The sequence below is a fragment of the Micromonospora sp. NBRC 107095 genome (assembly GCF_030269705.1).
GTDB classification, from domain to species: Bacteria; Actinomycetota; Actinomycetes; order Mycobacteriales; family Micromonosporaceae; genus Micromonospora; species Micromonospora parva.
In genome coordinates this window covers 474,236-489,442 of the sequence record NZ_BSTU01000003.1, presented here as the reverse complement: position 1 = coordinate 489,442, position 15,207 = coordinate 474,236, and the positions used below count along the sequence as shown (strand labels likewise).

Here is a 15,207-nt window from a genome sequence, read left to right as displayed (position 1 = left end):
GTTTCTTTGCCCGCCGTATCGGCAGTCTCTGGTGGCATGGCCGCCGACAACCACCGGGTAGATCACACTCGCCGCCTTTCGCATGTCCGATGGCTCGCCGGAGGCACCGGGTCAGGCAAAAGCACTCTGGCCCGAGCCCTGGCCGAGCGCTACGACGTGCTGATCTACGACGGCGACCGCGCGGAGCGCGACTACGTCAGCCGGTGCACTGCGCACGAGCAGCCCTACCTGTGGGCGTTGCGGCAAGCTCCGTTGGCGCGGAACTGGAACGACCGCAGTGCTCAGGAGATCTTCGAGTCGATGCCGAGTCTGCACGGTGAGACGTTCGGGTTCGTCGTCGACGACCTCCTCGCGCTGCCCACGGAACGCCCGGTCGTGGTGGACGATTTCCGGACCCTGCCCCGTGAGGTGGCTCCGCTGCTGACGTGGCCGGAGCAGGCGGCCTTCCTCCTGCCGACGCCACAGTTCCGCGACAGGGCGTTGCGGGCTCGGTTCGCCGACGCCGCGAGAGCCCGAGCGAACTGGGGGGACAGCGACCACAGCCAGGCGCTCGCTCTGCGGTTGGCCCGCGATGAACTGTGGGACGCAGAAGTCCGGCGTCAGGCGATCGAGCTGCACCTGCCGGTGATGACCGTTGATGGATCGCGTGCCGTCCACGATCTGGTCGATGACCTCGCCGCCCGGTTCCGTCTCGGCCGTCCGCGCAAGCCCGGTGGACAGCGGAGCGGTGGCGAGAGGTAATCGGTCAACGGCGTACCCGGTAGCGCACGTGAAGCACCCGGTCGCCCTGAATCACCACGTCAGGATCGACCAACAGGTGCTGCGCGTCGACCGACCCGAAGTAGCGCTTGCCGGACCCGAACACGACGGGTACGACGTCCATGCGTACCTCGTCGACCAGGCCCGCGGCGAGCACCTGGCCACCGACGTCGCCAGCGGCGACCTCGACGACGCGGTCACCCGCGAGCTTCTGCGCCGTCGTCACGGCCGCCGCGACCCCCTCGACGAAGTGGAACGGCGCCTCGGCGTCCCAGCCCTCGGGCTTCGGCCGGTGCGTCACGACGACCACGTGGTCGACCCCGCCCGGCGGCTTCCCGTCCCAGCCGTCCGTCATGTCGAAAACGTGGCGGCCGACGATCGTCGCGCCGATCTGATCCCAGTACGGCCGGGTGTAGTCGTAGGACGTCTGCGACACCGTCAACGCGCCGCTGTCGTCCAACGCCACCTCACCGCTGGACAACCAGTCGAACAACGGCCCGGGTTGGTCGTTCTCGTCCGCGATGAACCCGTCCACCGACACCGAGCCGTACATGACCACCTTGCCCACTGGCACTCCTCTGCTGGGATTGCCCTCAGATTAGAGTTTCGTGGGCTGTCGCTCTTGTACAAAATCAATCGGTCGGCAGCGACCAACCATCGAACACGTGACCGGGATGTTCGCGTAGGAACCGTCGCCGGACGTCGACATATCGTGTCGGTGTGAGCCCGGTGAACGCCCGGAACTCGTGGCCGAAGTGGGCCTGATCGAAGTAGCCCGCCCTGCTGGCGAGCTCGGCCCAGTCGGTCGATTTGGCCGGGTCGATCGAAAACACGGTGGCGGCGAAGCGGTGGGTGCGGGCCAGCCGCTTCGGTGTGACGCCGACGAGCTGCTTGAACCTCTGTGCCAGGTGGGTGCTGCTGACGCCGGCGGAAGTTCGCAGGTCGTCAATGGCCACCGCACCGCTGGTCGCGGCGATGACGCTGCTCGCGTGGCGGACCAGCCCCAGACCAGCGGTCTCGCGCAGCCGGCGCATCAGCTCCTCCTCGAGCAGCGTCAGCATCTCGTGCGGCCCGTCCGCCATGGCCAGCCGGTCGCGCAGCTCGGCAGTGGCGGCCCGACCCCACACGTGCTCCACCGGCACCGGCCGGTCACACAGCTCGGCCGCGGGCATCGGCAGGAACGGTGCCAGACCCCACGGCTTGACGTGTACGCCGACGGACCGGGTCCGCAGGGGGTAGCCGAACTCGAACGCCCGGGTGGGCGTGGTGATGACGCAGCCGTCGGCGTACTCGGTCGTCTCGATCTCGGCGCCGGCACGGATGAGGAACGGCGCCCCGAGATTGACGATGAGCAGCGCCGCCGGCATCGGCGGCAGCGTCAACCGGGCGTACGGCGGCACACCCTCCAGGTAGTAGAGGTCGTCGATCAGCCCGTCCAGCGGCGGTCGCGGCACTCTGGACACGTACTCCACGCGCACAGTATCGCCGGCACGGTACGCCGGGATGGGTTTAGCAGGTACGAGCGGAACGACGACGGCGAGGTGCGGGTCAGCTCAGCGGAGCACGCGGTAGGTGACGTGCAGGACCGAGCTTGCCGCCCGCGCCGTCACCTGTTCGAGGTTCAGCGGCGGGACATCTTCGAACAGCCGCACACCCGCGCCGAGGGTGACCGGCACGATGTGCAACCACAGTTCGTCGACGAGACCGGCGGTGAGGTACTGGTTGATGGTGGTCGCGCCGCCGTGGATCAGGACGTCGCCGCCATCGGCCGCGGCGCGCGCCTGCGCGAGTGCCGACTCGATCCCGTCGGTGACGAAGTGGAAGGTGGTGTCGCCCTCCATCGGCTGCGGCTCACGCGCGTGGTGGGTGAGGACGAAGACAGGCTTGTGGAACGGTGGGTTGTCACCCCACCAGCCGTTCCACTGCCGGTCCCAGCCGCCACGCACGGGGCCGAACATGTTGCGCCCCATAATGACCGCTGAGGCGGCGTTGACCTGGTCGATCTCGGGCCGGTTCTCTTCGGCGGAGTCGAACATCCAGGAGTGCAGCCGGCGGCCCCAGCCGTCACCGCCGTCGTCGCCGAACGGGCGCTCCTCGGTCTGGTTGTGCCCGGCCGAATATCCGTCGGCCGAGATGGTCTGGTCGGCGATCACCTTGCTGCTACCTGTGGTCATCGGGTAATCCTCCGCGCCGCATCCGACAGATTCGACAGGTTCGGGTCAGCCTAAGGTCCTGTTCGACCGTGGATCGTGTCCAGTGCGCGACGAACAGACCGAGCTCGGTGGGGTCAGGAATAGCCTGACCTGGTGATCTCAACGGCTGGCACCGGCGTGCGGGTCAGGCTGCTCGGGCCGGTGGAGGTGGTCGTCGCCGGCAGTCCGCAGGCGGTGAACGGCCTGCGCCGCAAGGCGGTGCTGGCGACGTTGGCGCTGCACGTGGGCCGGGTGGTCAGCGTCGACCGGCTCCTCGACGTGGTCTGGGGCGACCACCTGCCGGCCACCGCGGCGAACACGTTGCAGCGTCACGTCTCCTACCTGCGTGGGGTGCTCGGCGAGCCGGGATCGATCGTGGCGCGCCAGCCCGGTTACCTGCTCGACACCGGGCCGGACTCCACCGACGTGCAGGTCGCCGAACGCCTCATCGAGCTGGCCCGGCGGTCGACGGACGGCCACGAGCAGGTGAAGCACCTGACGGCGGCGGTGGCGTTGTGGCGGGGTCCACCGCTGGCCGACGTGGCCGGGTCGGCGTGGCTTGAGGAGCAGGCGGAACACCTGGCACTCCTGCGGTTGGAGGCCGAACGGTCGCTCGTCGAGGCCCGGTTGTCCGTCGGCGAGCACGCGGGGATCCTCCCAGGGTTGGAACGGCTCGTCCGACAGCACCCCTTCGACGAGCACCTGCACGCCCAGCTGATGCTCGCCCTGTACCGCGACGGCCGACAGGGCGAAGCGGTCGCCGCGTACCGACGGCTGCGCGACAACCTGCGGGAGAACCTCGGCATCGACCCGGGTCCGCGACTGCGGGACCTGGAGTGCGCCATCCTGCGCCAGGACACCGCCATCGCCGCGCCCGCACCCGCTGCGTCCGCTGCGGCGCCGGTGGCGGCGCAACTGCCTCCCCCCGTACCCACCTTCACCGGACGCACCGCGGAGCTCGCCGCCCTCGACGCGCTCGTCGAGCGGGGCGGCGCCGTCGTGGTCTCCGGGACCGCCGGCGTCGGCAAGACCGCGCTTGCCGTGCACTGGGCGCACCGCGCGGCCGCACGTTTCCCCGACGGGCAGCTCTACGTCAACCTGCGGGGTTTCGACCCGGCAGCCACACCGACCGACCCGGCGCGGGCGTTGCACGGCTTCCTGGAGGCGCTCGGTGTTCCGGCGGCACGGATGCCCGGCGACCCGGACGCGATGGTGAGCTTGTACCGCACCACGCTGGCCGGCAAGCGCCTGCTGGTGGTGCTGGACAACGCGCGCGACGCGGAACAGGTCCGACCGCTGCTGCCCGGCTCACCGCACTGCCTCGCGATCGTCACCAGTCGCGACCAGCTCATCCCGCTGGTCGTCACCGAAAGCGCCCAGCCGGTGCCCCTCGACCTGCTGAGCCCCGGCGAGGCCCGCGACATGCTGGTCCGCCGGCTCGGCGAGCGTCAGGTCGCCGCCGAACCCGCGGCGGCCGACGACATCGCCGACCGCTGCGCGCGGCTACCCATCGCCCTGGCCATCGTGGCGGCCAGAGCCGCCACCAACCGGCAGTTCTCGTTGGCGGCCGTCGCCGGTGAGCTGGGCGACCTGGACGCCTTCCACGCGGGTGACGAGGCCACCGACGTCCGGGCGGTCTTCTCCTGGTCGTGCCGGACGCTCAGCCCGCCCGCGGCCCGACTGTTCCGGTTGCTGAGCCTGCATCCCGGCCCGGACGTGTCCGCCCCGGCCGTGGCAAGCCTGGCCGGCGCTGACGGGCCGGCGATCGGTCCGCTGCTCACCGAGCTGACCCGGGCGAATCTCTTCACCGAGCACACGTACGGGCGTTACGCGTTCCACGACCTGCTGCGCGCGTACGCGGCCAGCCTCGCCGCCGAGGTGGAGCCGTCGACCGAGCAGCGGGCCGCCGTGCACCGGCTGCTCGACCACTGCCTGCACACCGCGCACGCCGCCGACCTCGCCCTGCACCCGCACTTCAGCGCGATCAGCCTCCCGCCGCCCCGCGCGGGCGTACTGCCGGAACGACCCCGGAACCGGTCGGCCGCCGCGGCGTGGTTCGGCACCGAAATCCCCGTCCTGCTCGCCGCGGTGCCGCTCGCGGCGCGGTCCGGGTTCGAGGGGCACGCCTGGCGGCTCGCCTGGACCATGGCCGGCTTCCTGCACCGGCAGGGCCACTGGCAGGACTGGCTGGGCACGCAACGGATCGCGCTGGCCGCCGCGTCCCGCATCGGGGATCAGGCCGGGCAGGGCCACGCGCACCGCAGCCTCGGTCTCGCCTGCTCGCGGCTTCGACGGTACGACGAGGCCGGCGACCACCTGCGGCGGGCGCTCGACCTGTTCACCGACGTCGGCGACGACGCCGGACGGGCACACACCTGCCTGAACCTTGGTCAGCTGGCGGAGCGGCAGGGCCAGCACCAGCAGGCGCTCACCCACTCCCGGCGGGCGCTGGCCCTGTTCCGGGCGGCGGGGAACCGGGCCGGTCAGGGCTACACCCTCAACGCGGTCGGTTGGCAGGAGGCGCTGCTCGGCAACTACCACAGCGCCCTTGCCTCGTGCGGTGAGGCGCTGCGGATGTTGCAGGAGGTGGACGATGTCCAGGGGCAGGCCGACACCTGGGACAGCCTCGGCCACGCCCACCACCAGCTCGGCGACGACCGGCGAGCGATCGCCTGCTACGAGCACGCCCTCGAACTCTTCACGCAGGTCCACGACCGGTACGCCGAGGCGAGCACGTACGTCAACCTCGGCGGCAGCCACCGGGCGCTCGGTGACCTCGGTGCCACCCGTGCCGCCTGGCGACGGGCCCTGACCATCCTCGACGAACTCGGCGACGCCGACGCCGACGCGATCCGCGCCAACCTCGACCAGCTCGACGGCAGTCGACTGCGCTGACGTACCCCGCTTTCAGCGCCGTTTCCGGGCCGCTTCAGCGCGGCCCGGCACTCTTCGGACACCAGTTTCCTCCGCACCAGGAATGGAGCGTTCGATGAGTCTTTTGGCACACCGCCTCGCGGTGATCGGGGTGGCCAGCGCGACGGTGCTGGCCATGTCCTCCGCCGCCGTGGCCCAGACCGACAAGCCGCCGCGCAAGGGCGCCGACTGCGTGGTCCAGCACGTCGACGAACGCGGCGGAACCGTCCGTACCGAGACAGCGCCCGAAGGGCGGGAGTACGGCGTGTTCCGCTGCGTCGGCGGACAGTGGACGTTCGGCTGGGCGCCCTTCGCGGCCGACGACCTGATCACGGCGGGTGAGATCCAGGTCGACCCGGCCGGTGCCGTGTCGGCGCGGCGGTTCACCGGGCCGGCGCTCGGCAACGACCTCACCGTGGGCGAGATCGCCGGCATCGCCCAGGCCGTCAGCGGCAGCCGGGAGGTGCGTGTCGACCGCGCGATCGTGGCGGTCGACGACGGCAAGGAGCGGACCCCGGAGCAGGTCGCGGCGCTGCTGGCCGGCAAGGACGACACCGGCGTGCGGGTGCTGGACATCGTCGAGAAGCCGGACGCCGCCATGTCGACGAAGGAGATCATCGACGAGGCCGGCGGCACACCCGAGACGACAGTCGTCTACTTCAGCCTCTGGGGAGCGATCAAGGCGGTGTTCGCCTGGATCGTCGACACGATCGGCGAGATCGGTGAGTGGATCGACGACCACTGCGACTGGGGATCCCCCAATGACGTCGGCGACATCGTCACGTGCCGCTGGTAGCCGGACCGACAGTGCTCATCGAGACAGTGAGGGGAAGAAGATGACAGCTCTGCGGACCATCACCAGACGCGCCACAGTCGTCACCGCGGCCCTGATCGTCGGGCTGACCGCGTCGTACGCCCCGTCGCAGGCCGCCGAGGACGAGGCCCGGACGACGATCACCGACCAGCCCGGTGCCCCGGGCATGATGTTTCAACGGTTCGAGGAGCTGACCGGCCACCCCGTCGGTGACCTGGACAAGGTGCTGGCCGTCGACACCGGCGGGCGGAACCTCACCGGCGACCAGCTCGAAGCGCTGGTCGCCGGCAAGGAGGTCGACGGTGTCACTGTCGTCGGCACGATTGCGGGCAGCCGGGGCGTCCTCGCCACGACCATGGCCGACCTCGCCGACGGGACGTACGACGGCACCGGCGACAGCGGGACAGCGACGTCACTGCTCTTCGCCTCGTCCGCTGCCGGCGGTAGGGAGTGGTGCCTGACCATGTGCGTCGCCTCGGGCAAGTCCGTCTGGGAATGCCTGCTGTCGCGCCGGACGGGCGACCTGATTCTCACCCTCGACCTCGCCGGCAGCACCACGCTGGGCGCGACGAAGGCTGCCTTCGAGAAGGCCAACGGCGTCACCGTCGACGGCCCGGACACGGTGGAAACACTGGTCGGCGAGGTTGAGCCCTCCGCAGACGAGATCAAGACGCTCCTCGACGGCGGCGACGTCGAGTCACTGCGACGGATGGCCACAGTGGACGCTCCGGACCCGGGGTGGGCGCTGGCTGACATCGCGGAGAAATCCGGGGTCCCGTACGCAAAGATGAAGCTCCACATCGTCACCTTCAGGATTCCCTTCATCGGCAGGGTCGCCGTGGTCTGCGTCTCGAAGAACGACGGAAAGACCTGGAAATGCTCGGCTCAGCAGTGGAACGGGTTCTAACCGGTAGCCGCCGACGGCCCCGCTCCGCATCGACGTCACCGGTCGACGCGGGGCGGGTTCCGCCTGCGGCCGCTCGCCACCGGCGGCAGCGCCGGCAGGGACAGCCGATGACCGAGCGTTCCCTGATACTCCTCGAGTGATCAGCAGCGACCCTCGCCTCCCGTGGCCGTCCCGCTCGTCCCACCCGGCGGACAGTTCGACACTGCCGCTCTACATGGTCCTCTTCTTCGTGCTGGGCCTGGTTGCGTTTGCCGCGCACGGGGCGGGCGACGGCCGGGAAGCACTCATCATCGCGAGCATCGTCTCGGGGGTGTTCTTCGCGTGTTTCCTGATCCTCTTCGCGGTCTACTGGATCGGATACCTGCTCAAGGAGCACGCCGTCTGGCTGGCCGAGCGCCAGGCTGAGTCCGGTGGGGCAGCCACTGATCAACAGCCGGAGGAGTGAGTCGCCGGCTCGCGCCGGCGGACCAGAAGCTCCGGTCAATGTCCGGAGATCGACACTGCTGGGGACAGGATCCCGATGTTGTCGGACGCTGACAGAATGTCGCACCTGGATGAAGAGCAGCGAGAGCGCGCCGTCTTCATCGCTGAAGCCGAGTTGCTCGAACAGCGGCACGACAGCTGGGCTGTGCTGCAGCGGAAACAGGCCGCATGGTGGCAACGCTGGAACACCCTGACCACCGTCTTGTCGGCGGTGATCGCGGGTGCTTCGGGGGCTGCCGGGCTGGCCTCGGCTGAGCTGGGCACGGTAGCCGCGATCGCCGCTCTGGTGGCCGCCGGCCTGGCCTCGATCGCGAGTAGTTCGGGCGCGGCGCACCGCAGCGAGGTGGCATTCGTCTCCGCTGCGACCAACCAGGCCCTGGCCGACCAGGCCAGGGCCTTTCGGACGATCTGGGCACCACACCAACCGCTGACCGATGTGCGCGCCCGGTTCGCCGAGCTCTCCCTGCAACGGGACCAGGCGGTCACCAACGCGGCGTTGAAGTTGGGTCGGCGGCCGTTGGCGCGGTATCTCCGCAAGACCGCGCGTTCGGCCAGCCACTGACGGTGACCGGCCGAACCGCAGTCCGTGGCCAGGTCAAGACCCGCCGGTGCGGATCTCCGATCGGGTCGCGACGACGCGGTGGCGGCGCACCGGGTACAGCACCGGGTGGGACATGCTCCACGCGGCGCCCGCGCAGACGATCTCCTTGTAGCGGGCCGCCAGCTTCCCGGTGAGCAGAGCCGGCTTGGCCCGGTCGTCGGCGGTGACGTACTGGATGATGCCGTCGCGGCGGCCGAGGCTGATGCACTGGTTGAAGTAGCGCAGCGGGGCCTTGGGGAACTTCGCCCGACCGGTCAGCCGCGCGGCGATGGCGTCGGCGGCCTGCCAGGCCATCGGGACGCCCGAGGCGCACGACATCCGCAGCGGCTTGCCGCCCGGTCCCGCGGCGATCGCGGCGTCGCCCACCGCGTACACCTCGGGGTGGGAGACCGACCGCATGCTGTCGTCGACGATGATCTGCCCGGTCTCCGCGACCGCCAGGGTCGTGGCGGCGGCGATCGGGTGCACGGCGAAGCCGGTCGTCCAGACCGTCACCTGGGCCGGGATCTCCCGACCGTCGCGGGTGACCGCGCCGGTCGCCTCGACCCGCGCGATGTCGGCGTGCTCGTGCACGGTGATCCCGAGCCGGTCGCAGACGCCGCGCAGGTGCTGCTGCGCCCTGCCGTTGAGCCAGTCACCGAGACCACCGCGGGCGGCGAGCGCGACACGGAGGTCCGGCCGGGCCTCCGCGATCTCGGTGACCGCTTCGAGGCCGGTGAGGCCGCCGCCGACCACGAGCACGGTCCCGCCGGCCGCGAGGTGGGCGAGGCGGTCGCGCAACCGCAGCGCCGACGGCCTGCCGGCGATGTCGTACGCGTGCTCGGCGACCCCGGGGACGCCATGGTCGGCGGCGGTGCTGCCGAGGGCGTAGACGAGCGTGTCGTAGGCGATCTCGTCGGTGCCATGGTCGTCGGTGAGCGCGACGGTCCGGCGGTCGGCGTCGACGGTGGTGACCCGCGCCAACCGGAGCGCAACGCCGGTACCGGCGTAGATCTCGCTCAGCGGGCGGGGTTTGAGGTCCTGCCCGATGGCGAGCTGGTGCATGCGGACCCGCTCGACGAAATCCGCGTCGGCGTTGACGACGGTGATCTCAGTGTCGCCGGGGTGCAACCGCTTGGCGAGGCGCCCAGCGGCCATGGCTCCGGCGTAGCCCGCTCCGAGGACGACGATGCGGTGCTTCATGGTGGCACTCCTGTCTCGGTGGTGGTCGCTTCCTGAACCGGACAGCGCCCCGATTCCTGACAGGAACGGGCTATGAGCTGGATCACCAGACGTGCAGGGCGGGCTCCTCGTGCTCCGAGGCGGACCACTGCCGGCTGGCGCGGACGAGCTTGTCGGGGTTGACCTGGTTGTGGATGGCGGTGACCCCCTCGGGCGTCACCTGCAGCGACATCACGCCGATGACCCGGTCGTCGACCACGACCACCACCGCCGGAGCGCCGTTGGCGGTGGCGATGTGCAGGGCGGGGCTGCCGCCGACCAGGTCCCGTTTGACGTCGGCGGGCTTGAACAGGCCGCGCAGGAACTTCGCCACCGCCAGTGCGCCGACGATCGGCGCGGACCGGGCCGGGATCTTGCCGCCGCCGTCGGCGGTGCTCGTCACGTTGTCGGTCAGCAACTCCACCAGCCGCTGGATCTCGCCGTTGTTGGCCGCCGTGAGGAACTCCGCGACGATCTTCCGGGCGGTGGTCCGGTCGACCTCCGCGCGGGCCCGCTCGGCGCTGACGTGTTGCTTGGCGCGCCGGTAGGTCTGTTGGCAGTTCGACTCGGTGATGCCGAGGATCTCGGCGATCTCACCGTGCGAGTAGCCGAACGCCTCCCGCAGCACGTACACCGCGCGCTCGTTGGGCGACAACCGCTCCAACAGGGTGAGCACCGCCATCGAGACCGATTCGCGTTGCTCGGCGGTGTCGAGGGGGCCGAGCATCCGGTCCCCGGCGAGGACCGGTTCGGGCAGCCAGGTGCCCACGTAGGTCTCCCGCCGGGCGCGCGCCGAGGTGAGCTGGTTGAGGCACACGTTGGTGAGGACCTTCGTCAGCCACGCCTCGGGCGTCTCGACGTGCTCCCGGTCAGCGGCCTGCCAGCGCAGGAACGTGTCCTGGACGGCGTCCTCCGCGTCGCTGGCCGAGCCCAGCAGGCGGTAGGCGATCGCCTCCAGGCGGGCCCTGGAGCGCTCGAACAGCTCCACCTCGTCCGGACTGAGCGGCATGGTTCGATAGTCAACCACGCCCGCGACCTCGCCGACCGAGCGACGGCGTACCCGACAGCGTCGTTCATGGAAGACTGAGGACTTCCGGTGTCGCCGTCAGCAACGCTCGGCAGCTAAGGACCCGCATGCCCGTCGACGTCGAGCCCTATCGAATTTCCGTGCCGGAGTCGGAGCTGACTGACCTGCGTGCTCGGCTGGCGCGTACGCGTTGGCCAGAGGCGGCGACGGCGTCCGGCTGGGCACACGGCATACCCCTGGACGAGGTGCGGAGCCTCTGCGGGTACTGGGCAGAGTCGTACGACTGGCGGGCCGCCGAGGCGCGGCTCAACGCGGTCCCGCAGTACCTCGTCACCGTCGACAGCTTGACGATCCATGTGCTGCACGCCCGGTCGTCGTACCCGGGTGCGATGCCGCTGGTGCTGACTCACGGCTGGCCTGGCTCGGTGCTGGAGCTGGTCGACCTGGTCGAGCCGCTCACCGACCCACTGAGCCATGGCGGCACCGCCGAGGACGCCTTCGACGTGGTGATCCCGTCGCTTCCCGGGTACGGCTTCAGTGGCAAACCCATCCGCCCTGGGTGGGGTATCGAACGGATAGCCGCCGCGTGGGCGGAGATCATGGCGGCGTTCGGCTACACCCGGTACGGAGCCGCCGGCAGTGACTGGGGCACCAGCGTCTCCAGCCTCCTCGGGGCACTGGACGGCGAGCACGTGGCCGGCGTTCACCTCGTACCGCCGCTCGCGGGACCGGACCCGGCCGCCGCCGAGGACCTCACCGATGCCGAGCGCCAAGCGTTGGCTCACCTGCGCCAACGCGGCGCGTCCAGCTCGGCGTACTCGGAAGCCCACCGCACCGCGCCGCAGACCGTCGGGTACGCCCTGTTGGACTCGCCGGCCGGCCTGTGCGCCTGGATGGGCGAGAAGTTGATCAGCTGGAGCGACCCCGCTGGCCCTTCCGCCGGCCTGACGCGGGACCAGATCCTGGACCAGGTCACGCTGTACTGGTTGACCGGGACGGCGGCATCGTCAGCACGCCTGTACGCGGAGAGCATCGACCGGGTGTCCGGGTGGATCAGCGGCGAAGACGCCACTCAGGTCCGCGTACCCGTCGGTGCCTCGATCTTTCCCGCCGAGCTGCCCCGGCCGTCCCGGCGCTGGGTGACCCGCCGCTATCCGGACCTCCGGTACTGGAAGGAGCACGATCGCGGTGGGCACTTCCCCGCGCTCGAGGTGCCGAAGCTGCTGATCGCCGACCTGCGCGCCTTCTTCCGGCCGCTGCGTGCAGGTGCTGCGATCACGTGATCGAGCGCGCTGGTCGTACCCTTTCGGTGGTGACGTCCGATGCGCTGCGCCGTGCTCTCACCGCCCCCGCGGACCCGCCGCTGCGGCCCCTGCCCGAGCAGGTCGTCGCCCTGCTGGAGACCCTGCACGCGCCGCCGCGTCTCGCCGCGCACCTGCGGGCGGTGCACGAGGTCGCCGCGCAGCTCACCGACGCGGTGATGGCCCGGTTCCCGCAGCTCCGGTTCGACCGGGAGGCGGTGCTCTTCGGTGCCGCCACTCACGACGTCGGCAAGGTCCGGCACCCGGAGGAGTTGTCCGGTCCCGGGTCCGCGCACGAGCCCGCCGGCTACGAGCTGCTGCTCCAGCACGGTGTGGCCGAGTCGTCGGCCCGGTTCGCGCGCGATCACGCGTCCTGGCACCGCGACGGCATCGACGTCGAGGACCTGCTGGTCAGCGTGGCCGACAAGGTGTGGAAGGGGAAGCGGGTCACCGACCTGGAGGAGTTGCTCGTCGATCGCCTGGCCGACGTCACCGGCCGCGAACGCTGGTCGGTCTTCCTCGACCTGGACGACATCCTCGACCGGATCGCCGCCGACGCGGACCTCCGGCTCGCGTTCCAGGCAACCCATCCGGTACGCGGGTGAGCCCGGTCAGCGGCTCGCCGAGCTCGTTCCGGCCGTCCGGTGCGGCGGCGCGGGCACGGTCGGCGTCCGGCCGCGCACCGTCGACCGATGGGGGAGCGTGCCGGCCACCGCTGCTGTCAGGCAGATCGCCGCGGCGGCGATGAGCGGCGGGCGGGCGCCCAGGTGCACGGCGGCGGAGCCGAGGGGGATCGCCGCGACGAGCGGTCCGAACATCGCGGTGTTGGCCGTCGCGGCGACCCGTCCCAGCAGCGCCGCCGGCGTGTGGGTCTGCACGGCGGTGACGGCCGCGACCAGGGTCGCGGGCAGGCCCACGCCGGCCACCACCGCCCCGAGGACGGTCGCCGGCCACCACGGCAGGCAACGTGCCAGGCAGCCGAGCGCGAACAGCGCCGTGCCGGCGACACCGACGGCAACGGCACCCCTGGCCGCGATGATCCGGCCGACGACGAGGCCACCGAGGATCGAACCGGCCCCCTGCGCGCTGGCCAGCACACCGAGGAACGTCGTCGGCAGCCGCAGCTCGGTCACGACGATCGCGTAGATCCCCGCCGTGGTGAAGCCGGACATGGCGATGGACACCGCGGCGAGCACGACCGGCAGACGTGTCGCCCGCTCTCCGAACAGGACCACCAGTCCGGTACGCAGGCCGCGGCCGGCTTCGATCCGCTGGTCGGCGGGTGTCCGGCGCAGCCGGAGCACCGCGTACAGGACGGCGACCAGGATCGGCATCGCGGCGCTGAGCACGGCGACGGCGGGACCGCCCTGCCACGCGTAGAGGCCGGCCCCGGCGAGGGGAGCGACGAGCTTCATGCCCTCCTGCGCGCTGGAGCGCCACCCGTTGACATCGCCGAGTTCCGTGGGTGTGAGCGCCGACGGCAGCAGCGCCGTCTCGCCGGCGTCGATCAGCACGTAACTGACGCCGTACGCGCACGAGACGGTGAAGATGAGCCAGGTCTGCCCCGGCCCTCGCACGGTGAGCAGGGTCAGCAGGGCAGCTGCCAACAGGAGGTTGACGGCGATGACCAGCGGTCGCCGGGGCACCCGGTCGAGCAGGCCGCCCAGCCAGGGCCCGGCGAGCACCGGGGCGTACACGCAGAGCCCGGCGAGGGCGGCGAGGCCGGTGGAGCCGGTGAGGTCCAGGATCCAGATGCCGTTGACCAGTGACATCGCGCTGCTGCCGAAGCCGGACAGCAGGGAGATCGCCACGAACAGGCTCGCGTTGCGACGCATGAGCGCTCCGAGTTGAGTCGAGGTGACTCACATCCTCAGGCGTGAGCTAGGTGCACGCAATGCTGTCGAGCGCTGTCAACGCTCCGTTGACAAGGCGGCGTCGATCGTGAGTGCGGCGGTTCGGGCGGGCGCGGGCAGTCGCTCACCCGCTTCGGTGAGATCGGTGACGAGGTGCACTGCCAACGCGTACAGCGAGCCCGGGGCGGCGTCCAACGCCGTCTCCACAGTGCTCCGGACCAGAGCCGCGCGGCGAAATCGGCTGTCCCACCGCTGATCGGCGCCGATCCACCGGGCAAGGTCGGCGACCGCCGCCCGCAGTGCCGCGATCTGCGGAGGTAGTCGGAGGTCGAGCTGTTGCCGCCGCGACCACCGCGCGGCCACCAGCCGCTGTCGACGCTGCTCGGCGGCCTGTCGACTGCCGAGGCCGAGGGCCGTCGCGATCTGCGCCCAGGTCGCACCGTCGTGGCGGGCCCGATCAATGAGTTCCAGCTCCTGCTCGTCCAGGCGGGCGCGGGCGGCGCGCACCTCCGCCAACCGCGCCAGCTCCGACGTCATCCGTCAACGTTACATTGACAGGCCTTCGTCGCTGATCATCCTGGGCGCGCGAACCATGAACACGTCCACCGGATCCTCGCTGTCGAGGGTGAAACCGTGCCGCTCGTACAGCCGTCGGGCCGGGCTGCCCCGCAGCACGTTCAGCCGCACCGGCGTGCCGAGGCGGTCGCACCGGTCCAGTAGTTCGCGCAGCACCGCCGTGCCGATGCCACCGCCCTGTAGCCGCGGGGTCAGGTAGAAGTGCTCCAGCCAGTGGGCGTCCCCGTCCGGTCGCAGGGCCACGCAGCCGGCGAACGCGCCGTCCACCTCGACGACCCAGGTGTACGCCGGTGCGAACCCGTCCCGCAGGCGCTGCCGCACCCGCTGGTCGTCGTACCGCCCGAGCCGCTCCAGGTCGGCCCGCAGCACCACCGCCCGCAACTCGGCCACCGCCTCGACGTCCGCCGCCGAAGCCGGCCGAAGCTCCCAGTCCGCCATGATCAAAAGCTATCGCGGCCCGGCGCCCTCGCCGGCCAGCCCGCCGTTGCCTCCGTCACTTGTCAAACGGAACAGAGTTCCGTATCGTTTTAGCGGAACGTGGTTCCACTTGCTCAGGATGCCAGAGCGGGTGGGCCAGTGTC

The 15,207-nt window shown here is 70.9% G+C and carries 16 protein-coding genes; 8 read left to right on the top strand and 8 right to left on the bottom strand.

The genetic code is table 11. From position 1 onward, the window contains the following. Positions 1 to 36: 36 nt before the first annotated feature. Positions 37 to 741, top strand: a complete 705-nt coding sequence (locus QSK15_RS19065) for a nucleoside/nucleotide kinase family protein (protein ID WP_285795502.1) — start codon at positions 37 to 39, stop codon at positions 739 to 741. A gap of 4 nt (positions 742 to 745) precedes the next feature. Here QSK15_RS19065 and QSK15_RS19060 read toward each other — a convergent pair whose 3' ends face one another. The 3 genes from QSK15_RS19060 to QSK15_RS19050 all read right to left on the bottom strand — a co-directional run bounded on the left by QSK15_RS19060 (position 746) and on the right by QSK15_RS19050 (position 2,933). Then, positions 746 to 1,327, bottom strand: a complete 582-nt coding sequence (locus QSK15_RS19060) for a dihydrofolate reductase family protein (RefSeq protein ID WP_285795501.1) — start codon at positions 1,325 to 1,327, stop codon at positions 746 to 748. Between the two features lie 64 nt (positions 1,328 to 1,391). Further along, positions 1,392 to 2,231, bottom strand: a complete 840-nt coding sequence (locus tag QSK15_RS19055; RefSeq protein ID WP_285795500.1) for a helix-turn-helix domain-containing protein — start codon at positions 2,229 to 2,231, stop codon at positions 1,392 to 1,394. A gap of 81 nt (positions 2,232 to 2,312) precedes the next feature. Then, a complete protein-coding gene (locus QSK15_RS19050; RefSeq protein WP_285795499.1) occupies positions 2,313 to 2,933 on the bottom strand; it encodes a dihydrofolate reductase family protein in 621 nt (206 codons plus the stop codon). A gap of 132 nt (positions 2,934 to 3,065) precedes the next feature. Here QSK15_RS19050 and QSK15_RS19045 point away from each other — a divergent pair, with 132 nt between their 5' ends. From QSK15_RS19045 to QSK15_RS19025, 5 genes are all read left to right on the top strand, one after another. Next, the gene (locus QSK15_RS19045) at positions 3,066 to 5,846 is read left to right on the top strand and encodes an AfsR/SARP family transcriptional regulator (RefSeq protein ID WP_285795498.1); all 2,781 of its coding nucleotides are present in this window, start codon (positions 3,066 to 3,068) and stop codon (positions 5,844 to 5,846) included. A 94-nt stretch (positions 5,847 to 5,940) separates the two neighbouring features. Then, on the top strand, positions 5,941 to 6,660 hold the full coding sequence (locus tag QSK15_RS19040; protein ID WP_285795497.1) for a hypothetical protein: 720 nt from the start codon (positions 5,941 to 5,943) through the stop codon (positions 6,658 to 6,660). A gap of 40 nt (positions 6,661 to 6,700) precedes the next feature. Beyond that, positions 6,701 to 7,585 (top strand): hypothetical protein, encoded by an 885-nt coding sequence (locus QSK15_RS19035; RefSeq protein WP_285795496.1) that lies wholly within the window; start codon positions 6,701 to 6,703, stop codon positions 7,583 to 7,585. A gap of 136 nt (positions 7,586 to 7,721) precedes the next feature. After that, positions 7,722 to 8,030: a hypothetical protein gene (locus QSK15_RS19030; RefSeq protein WP_285795495.1), complete on the top strand. Its 309-nt coding sequence runs from the start codon at positions 7,722 to 7,724 to the stop codon at positions 8,028 to 8,030. A gap of 96 nt (positions 8,031 to 8,126) precedes the next feature. Then, on the top strand, positions 8,127 to 8,630 hold the full coding sequence (locus QSK15_RS19025; protein ID WP_285795494.1) for a hypothetical protein: 504 nt from the start codon (positions 8,127 to 8,129) through the stop codon (positions 8,628 to 8,630). Positions 8,631 to 8,663: 33 nt separating this feature from the next. Here QSK15_RS19025 and QSK15_RS19020 read toward each other — a convergent pair whose 3' ends face one another. Next, positions 8,664 to 9,851, bottom strand: coding sequence for an NAD(P)/FAD-dependent oxidoreductase (locus QSK15_RS19020; RefSeq protein ID WP_285795493.1), 1,188 nt, complete (start codon positions 9,849 to 9,851; stop codon positions 8,664 to 8,666). Positions 9,852 to 9,933: 82 nt separating this feature from the next. Then, positions 9,934 to 10,878, bottom strand: a complete 945-nt coding sequence (locus QSK15_RS19015; protein WP_285795659.1) for an RNA polymerase sigma-70 factor — start codon at positions 10,876 to 10,878, stop codon at positions 9,934 to 9,936. A gap of 125 nt (positions 10,879 to 11,003) precedes the next feature. Here QSK15_RS19015 and QSK15_RS19010 point away from each other — a divergent pair, with 125 nt between their 5' ends. Then, positions 11,004 to 12,179, top strand: a complete 1,176-nt coding sequence (locus QSK15_RS19010; protein ID WP_285795492.1) for an epoxide hydrolase family protein — start codon at positions 11,004 to 11,006, stop codon at positions 12,177 to 12,179. 29 nt (positions 12,180 to 12,208) lie between these two features. Further along, positions 12,209 to 12,802, top strand: a complete 594-nt coding sequence (locus tag QSK15_RS19005) for an HD domain-containing protein (RefSeq protein ID WP_285795491.1) — start codon at positions 12,209 to 12,211, stop codon at positions 12,800 to 12,802. A 6-nt stretch (positions 12,803 to 12,808) separates the two neighbouring features. On the opposite strand, the gene QSK15_RS19000 is transcribed toward QSK15_RS19005, so the two are convergent. From QSK15_RS19000 to QSK15_RS18990, 3 genes are all read right to left on the bottom strand, one after another. Continuing rightward, on the bottom strand, positions 12,809 to 14,032 hold the full coding sequence (locus tag QSK15_RS19000; RefSeq protein ID WP_285795490.1) for an MFS transporter: 1,224 nt from the start codon (positions 14,030 to 14,032) through the stop codon (positions 12,809 to 12,811). Positions 14,033 to 14,107: 75 nt separating this feature from the next. Beyond that, the gene (locus tag QSK15_RS18995; RefSeq protein WP_285795489.1) at positions 14,108 to 14,587 is read right to left on the bottom strand and encodes a hypothetical protein; all 480 of its coding nucleotides are present in this window, start codon (positions 14,585 to 14,587) and stop codon (positions 14,108 to 14,110) included. A 9-nt stretch (positions 14,588 to 14,596) separates the two neighbouring features. Beyond that, positions 14,597 to 15,064: a GNAT family N-acetyltransferase gene (locus QSK15_RS18990; protein WP_285795488.1), complete on the bottom strand. Its 468-nt coding sequence runs from the start codon at positions 15,062 to 15,064 to the stop codon at positions 14,597 to 14,599. Positions 15,065 to 15,207: the final 143 nt, after the last annotated feature.

Excerpts from the sequence above, each read along its gene's own strand:
- QSK15_RS19065 (WP_285795502.1), top strand. The coding sequence starts at position 37 with ATGGCCGCCGACAACCACCGGGTAGATCACACTCGCCGCCTTTCGCAT.
- QSK15_RS19050 (WP_285795499.1), bottom strand. The coding sequence starts at position 2,933 with ATGACCACAGGTAGCAGCAAGGTGATCGCCGACCAGACCATCTCGGCC.
- QSK15_RS19040 (WP_285795497.1), top strand. The coding sequence starts at position 5,941 with ATGAGTCTTTTGGCACACCGCCTCGCGGTGATCGGGGTGGCCAGCGCG.
- QSK15_RS19035 (WP_285795496.1), top strand. The coding sequence starts at position 6,701 with ATGACAGCTCTGCGGACCATCACCAGACGCGCCACAGTCGTCACCGCG.
- QSK15_RS19025 (WP_285795494.1), top strand. The coding sequence starts at position 8,127 with ATGTCGCACCTGGATGAAGAGCAGCGAGAGCGCGCCGTCTTCATCGCT.
- QSK15_RS19020 (WP_285795493.1), bottom strand. The coding sequence starts at position 9,851 with ATGAAGCACCGCATCGTCGTCCTCGGAGCGGGCTACGCCGGAGCCATG.
- QSK15_RS19015 (WP_285795659.1), bottom strand. The coding sequence starts at position 10,878 with ATGCCGCTCAGTCCGGACGAGGTGGAGCTGTTCGAGCGCTCCAGGGCC.
- QSK15_RS19010 (WP_285795492.1), top strand. The coding sequence starts at position 11,004 with ATGCCCGTCGACGTCGAGCCCTATCGAATTTCCGTGCCGGAGTCGGAG.
- QSK15_RS19000 (WP_285795490.1), bottom strand. The coding sequence starts at position 14,032 with ATGCGTCGCAACGCGAGCCTGTTCGTGGCGATCTCCCTGCTGTCCGGC.
- QSK15_RS18995 (WP_285795489.1), bottom strand. The coding sequence starts at position 14,587 with ATGACGTCGGAGCTGGCGCGGTTGGCGGAGGTGCGCGCCGCCCGCGCC.
- QSK15_RS18990 (WP_285795488.1), bottom strand. The coding sequence starts at position 15,064 with ATGGCGGACTGGGAGCTTCGGCCGGCTTCGGCGGCGGACGTCGAGGCG.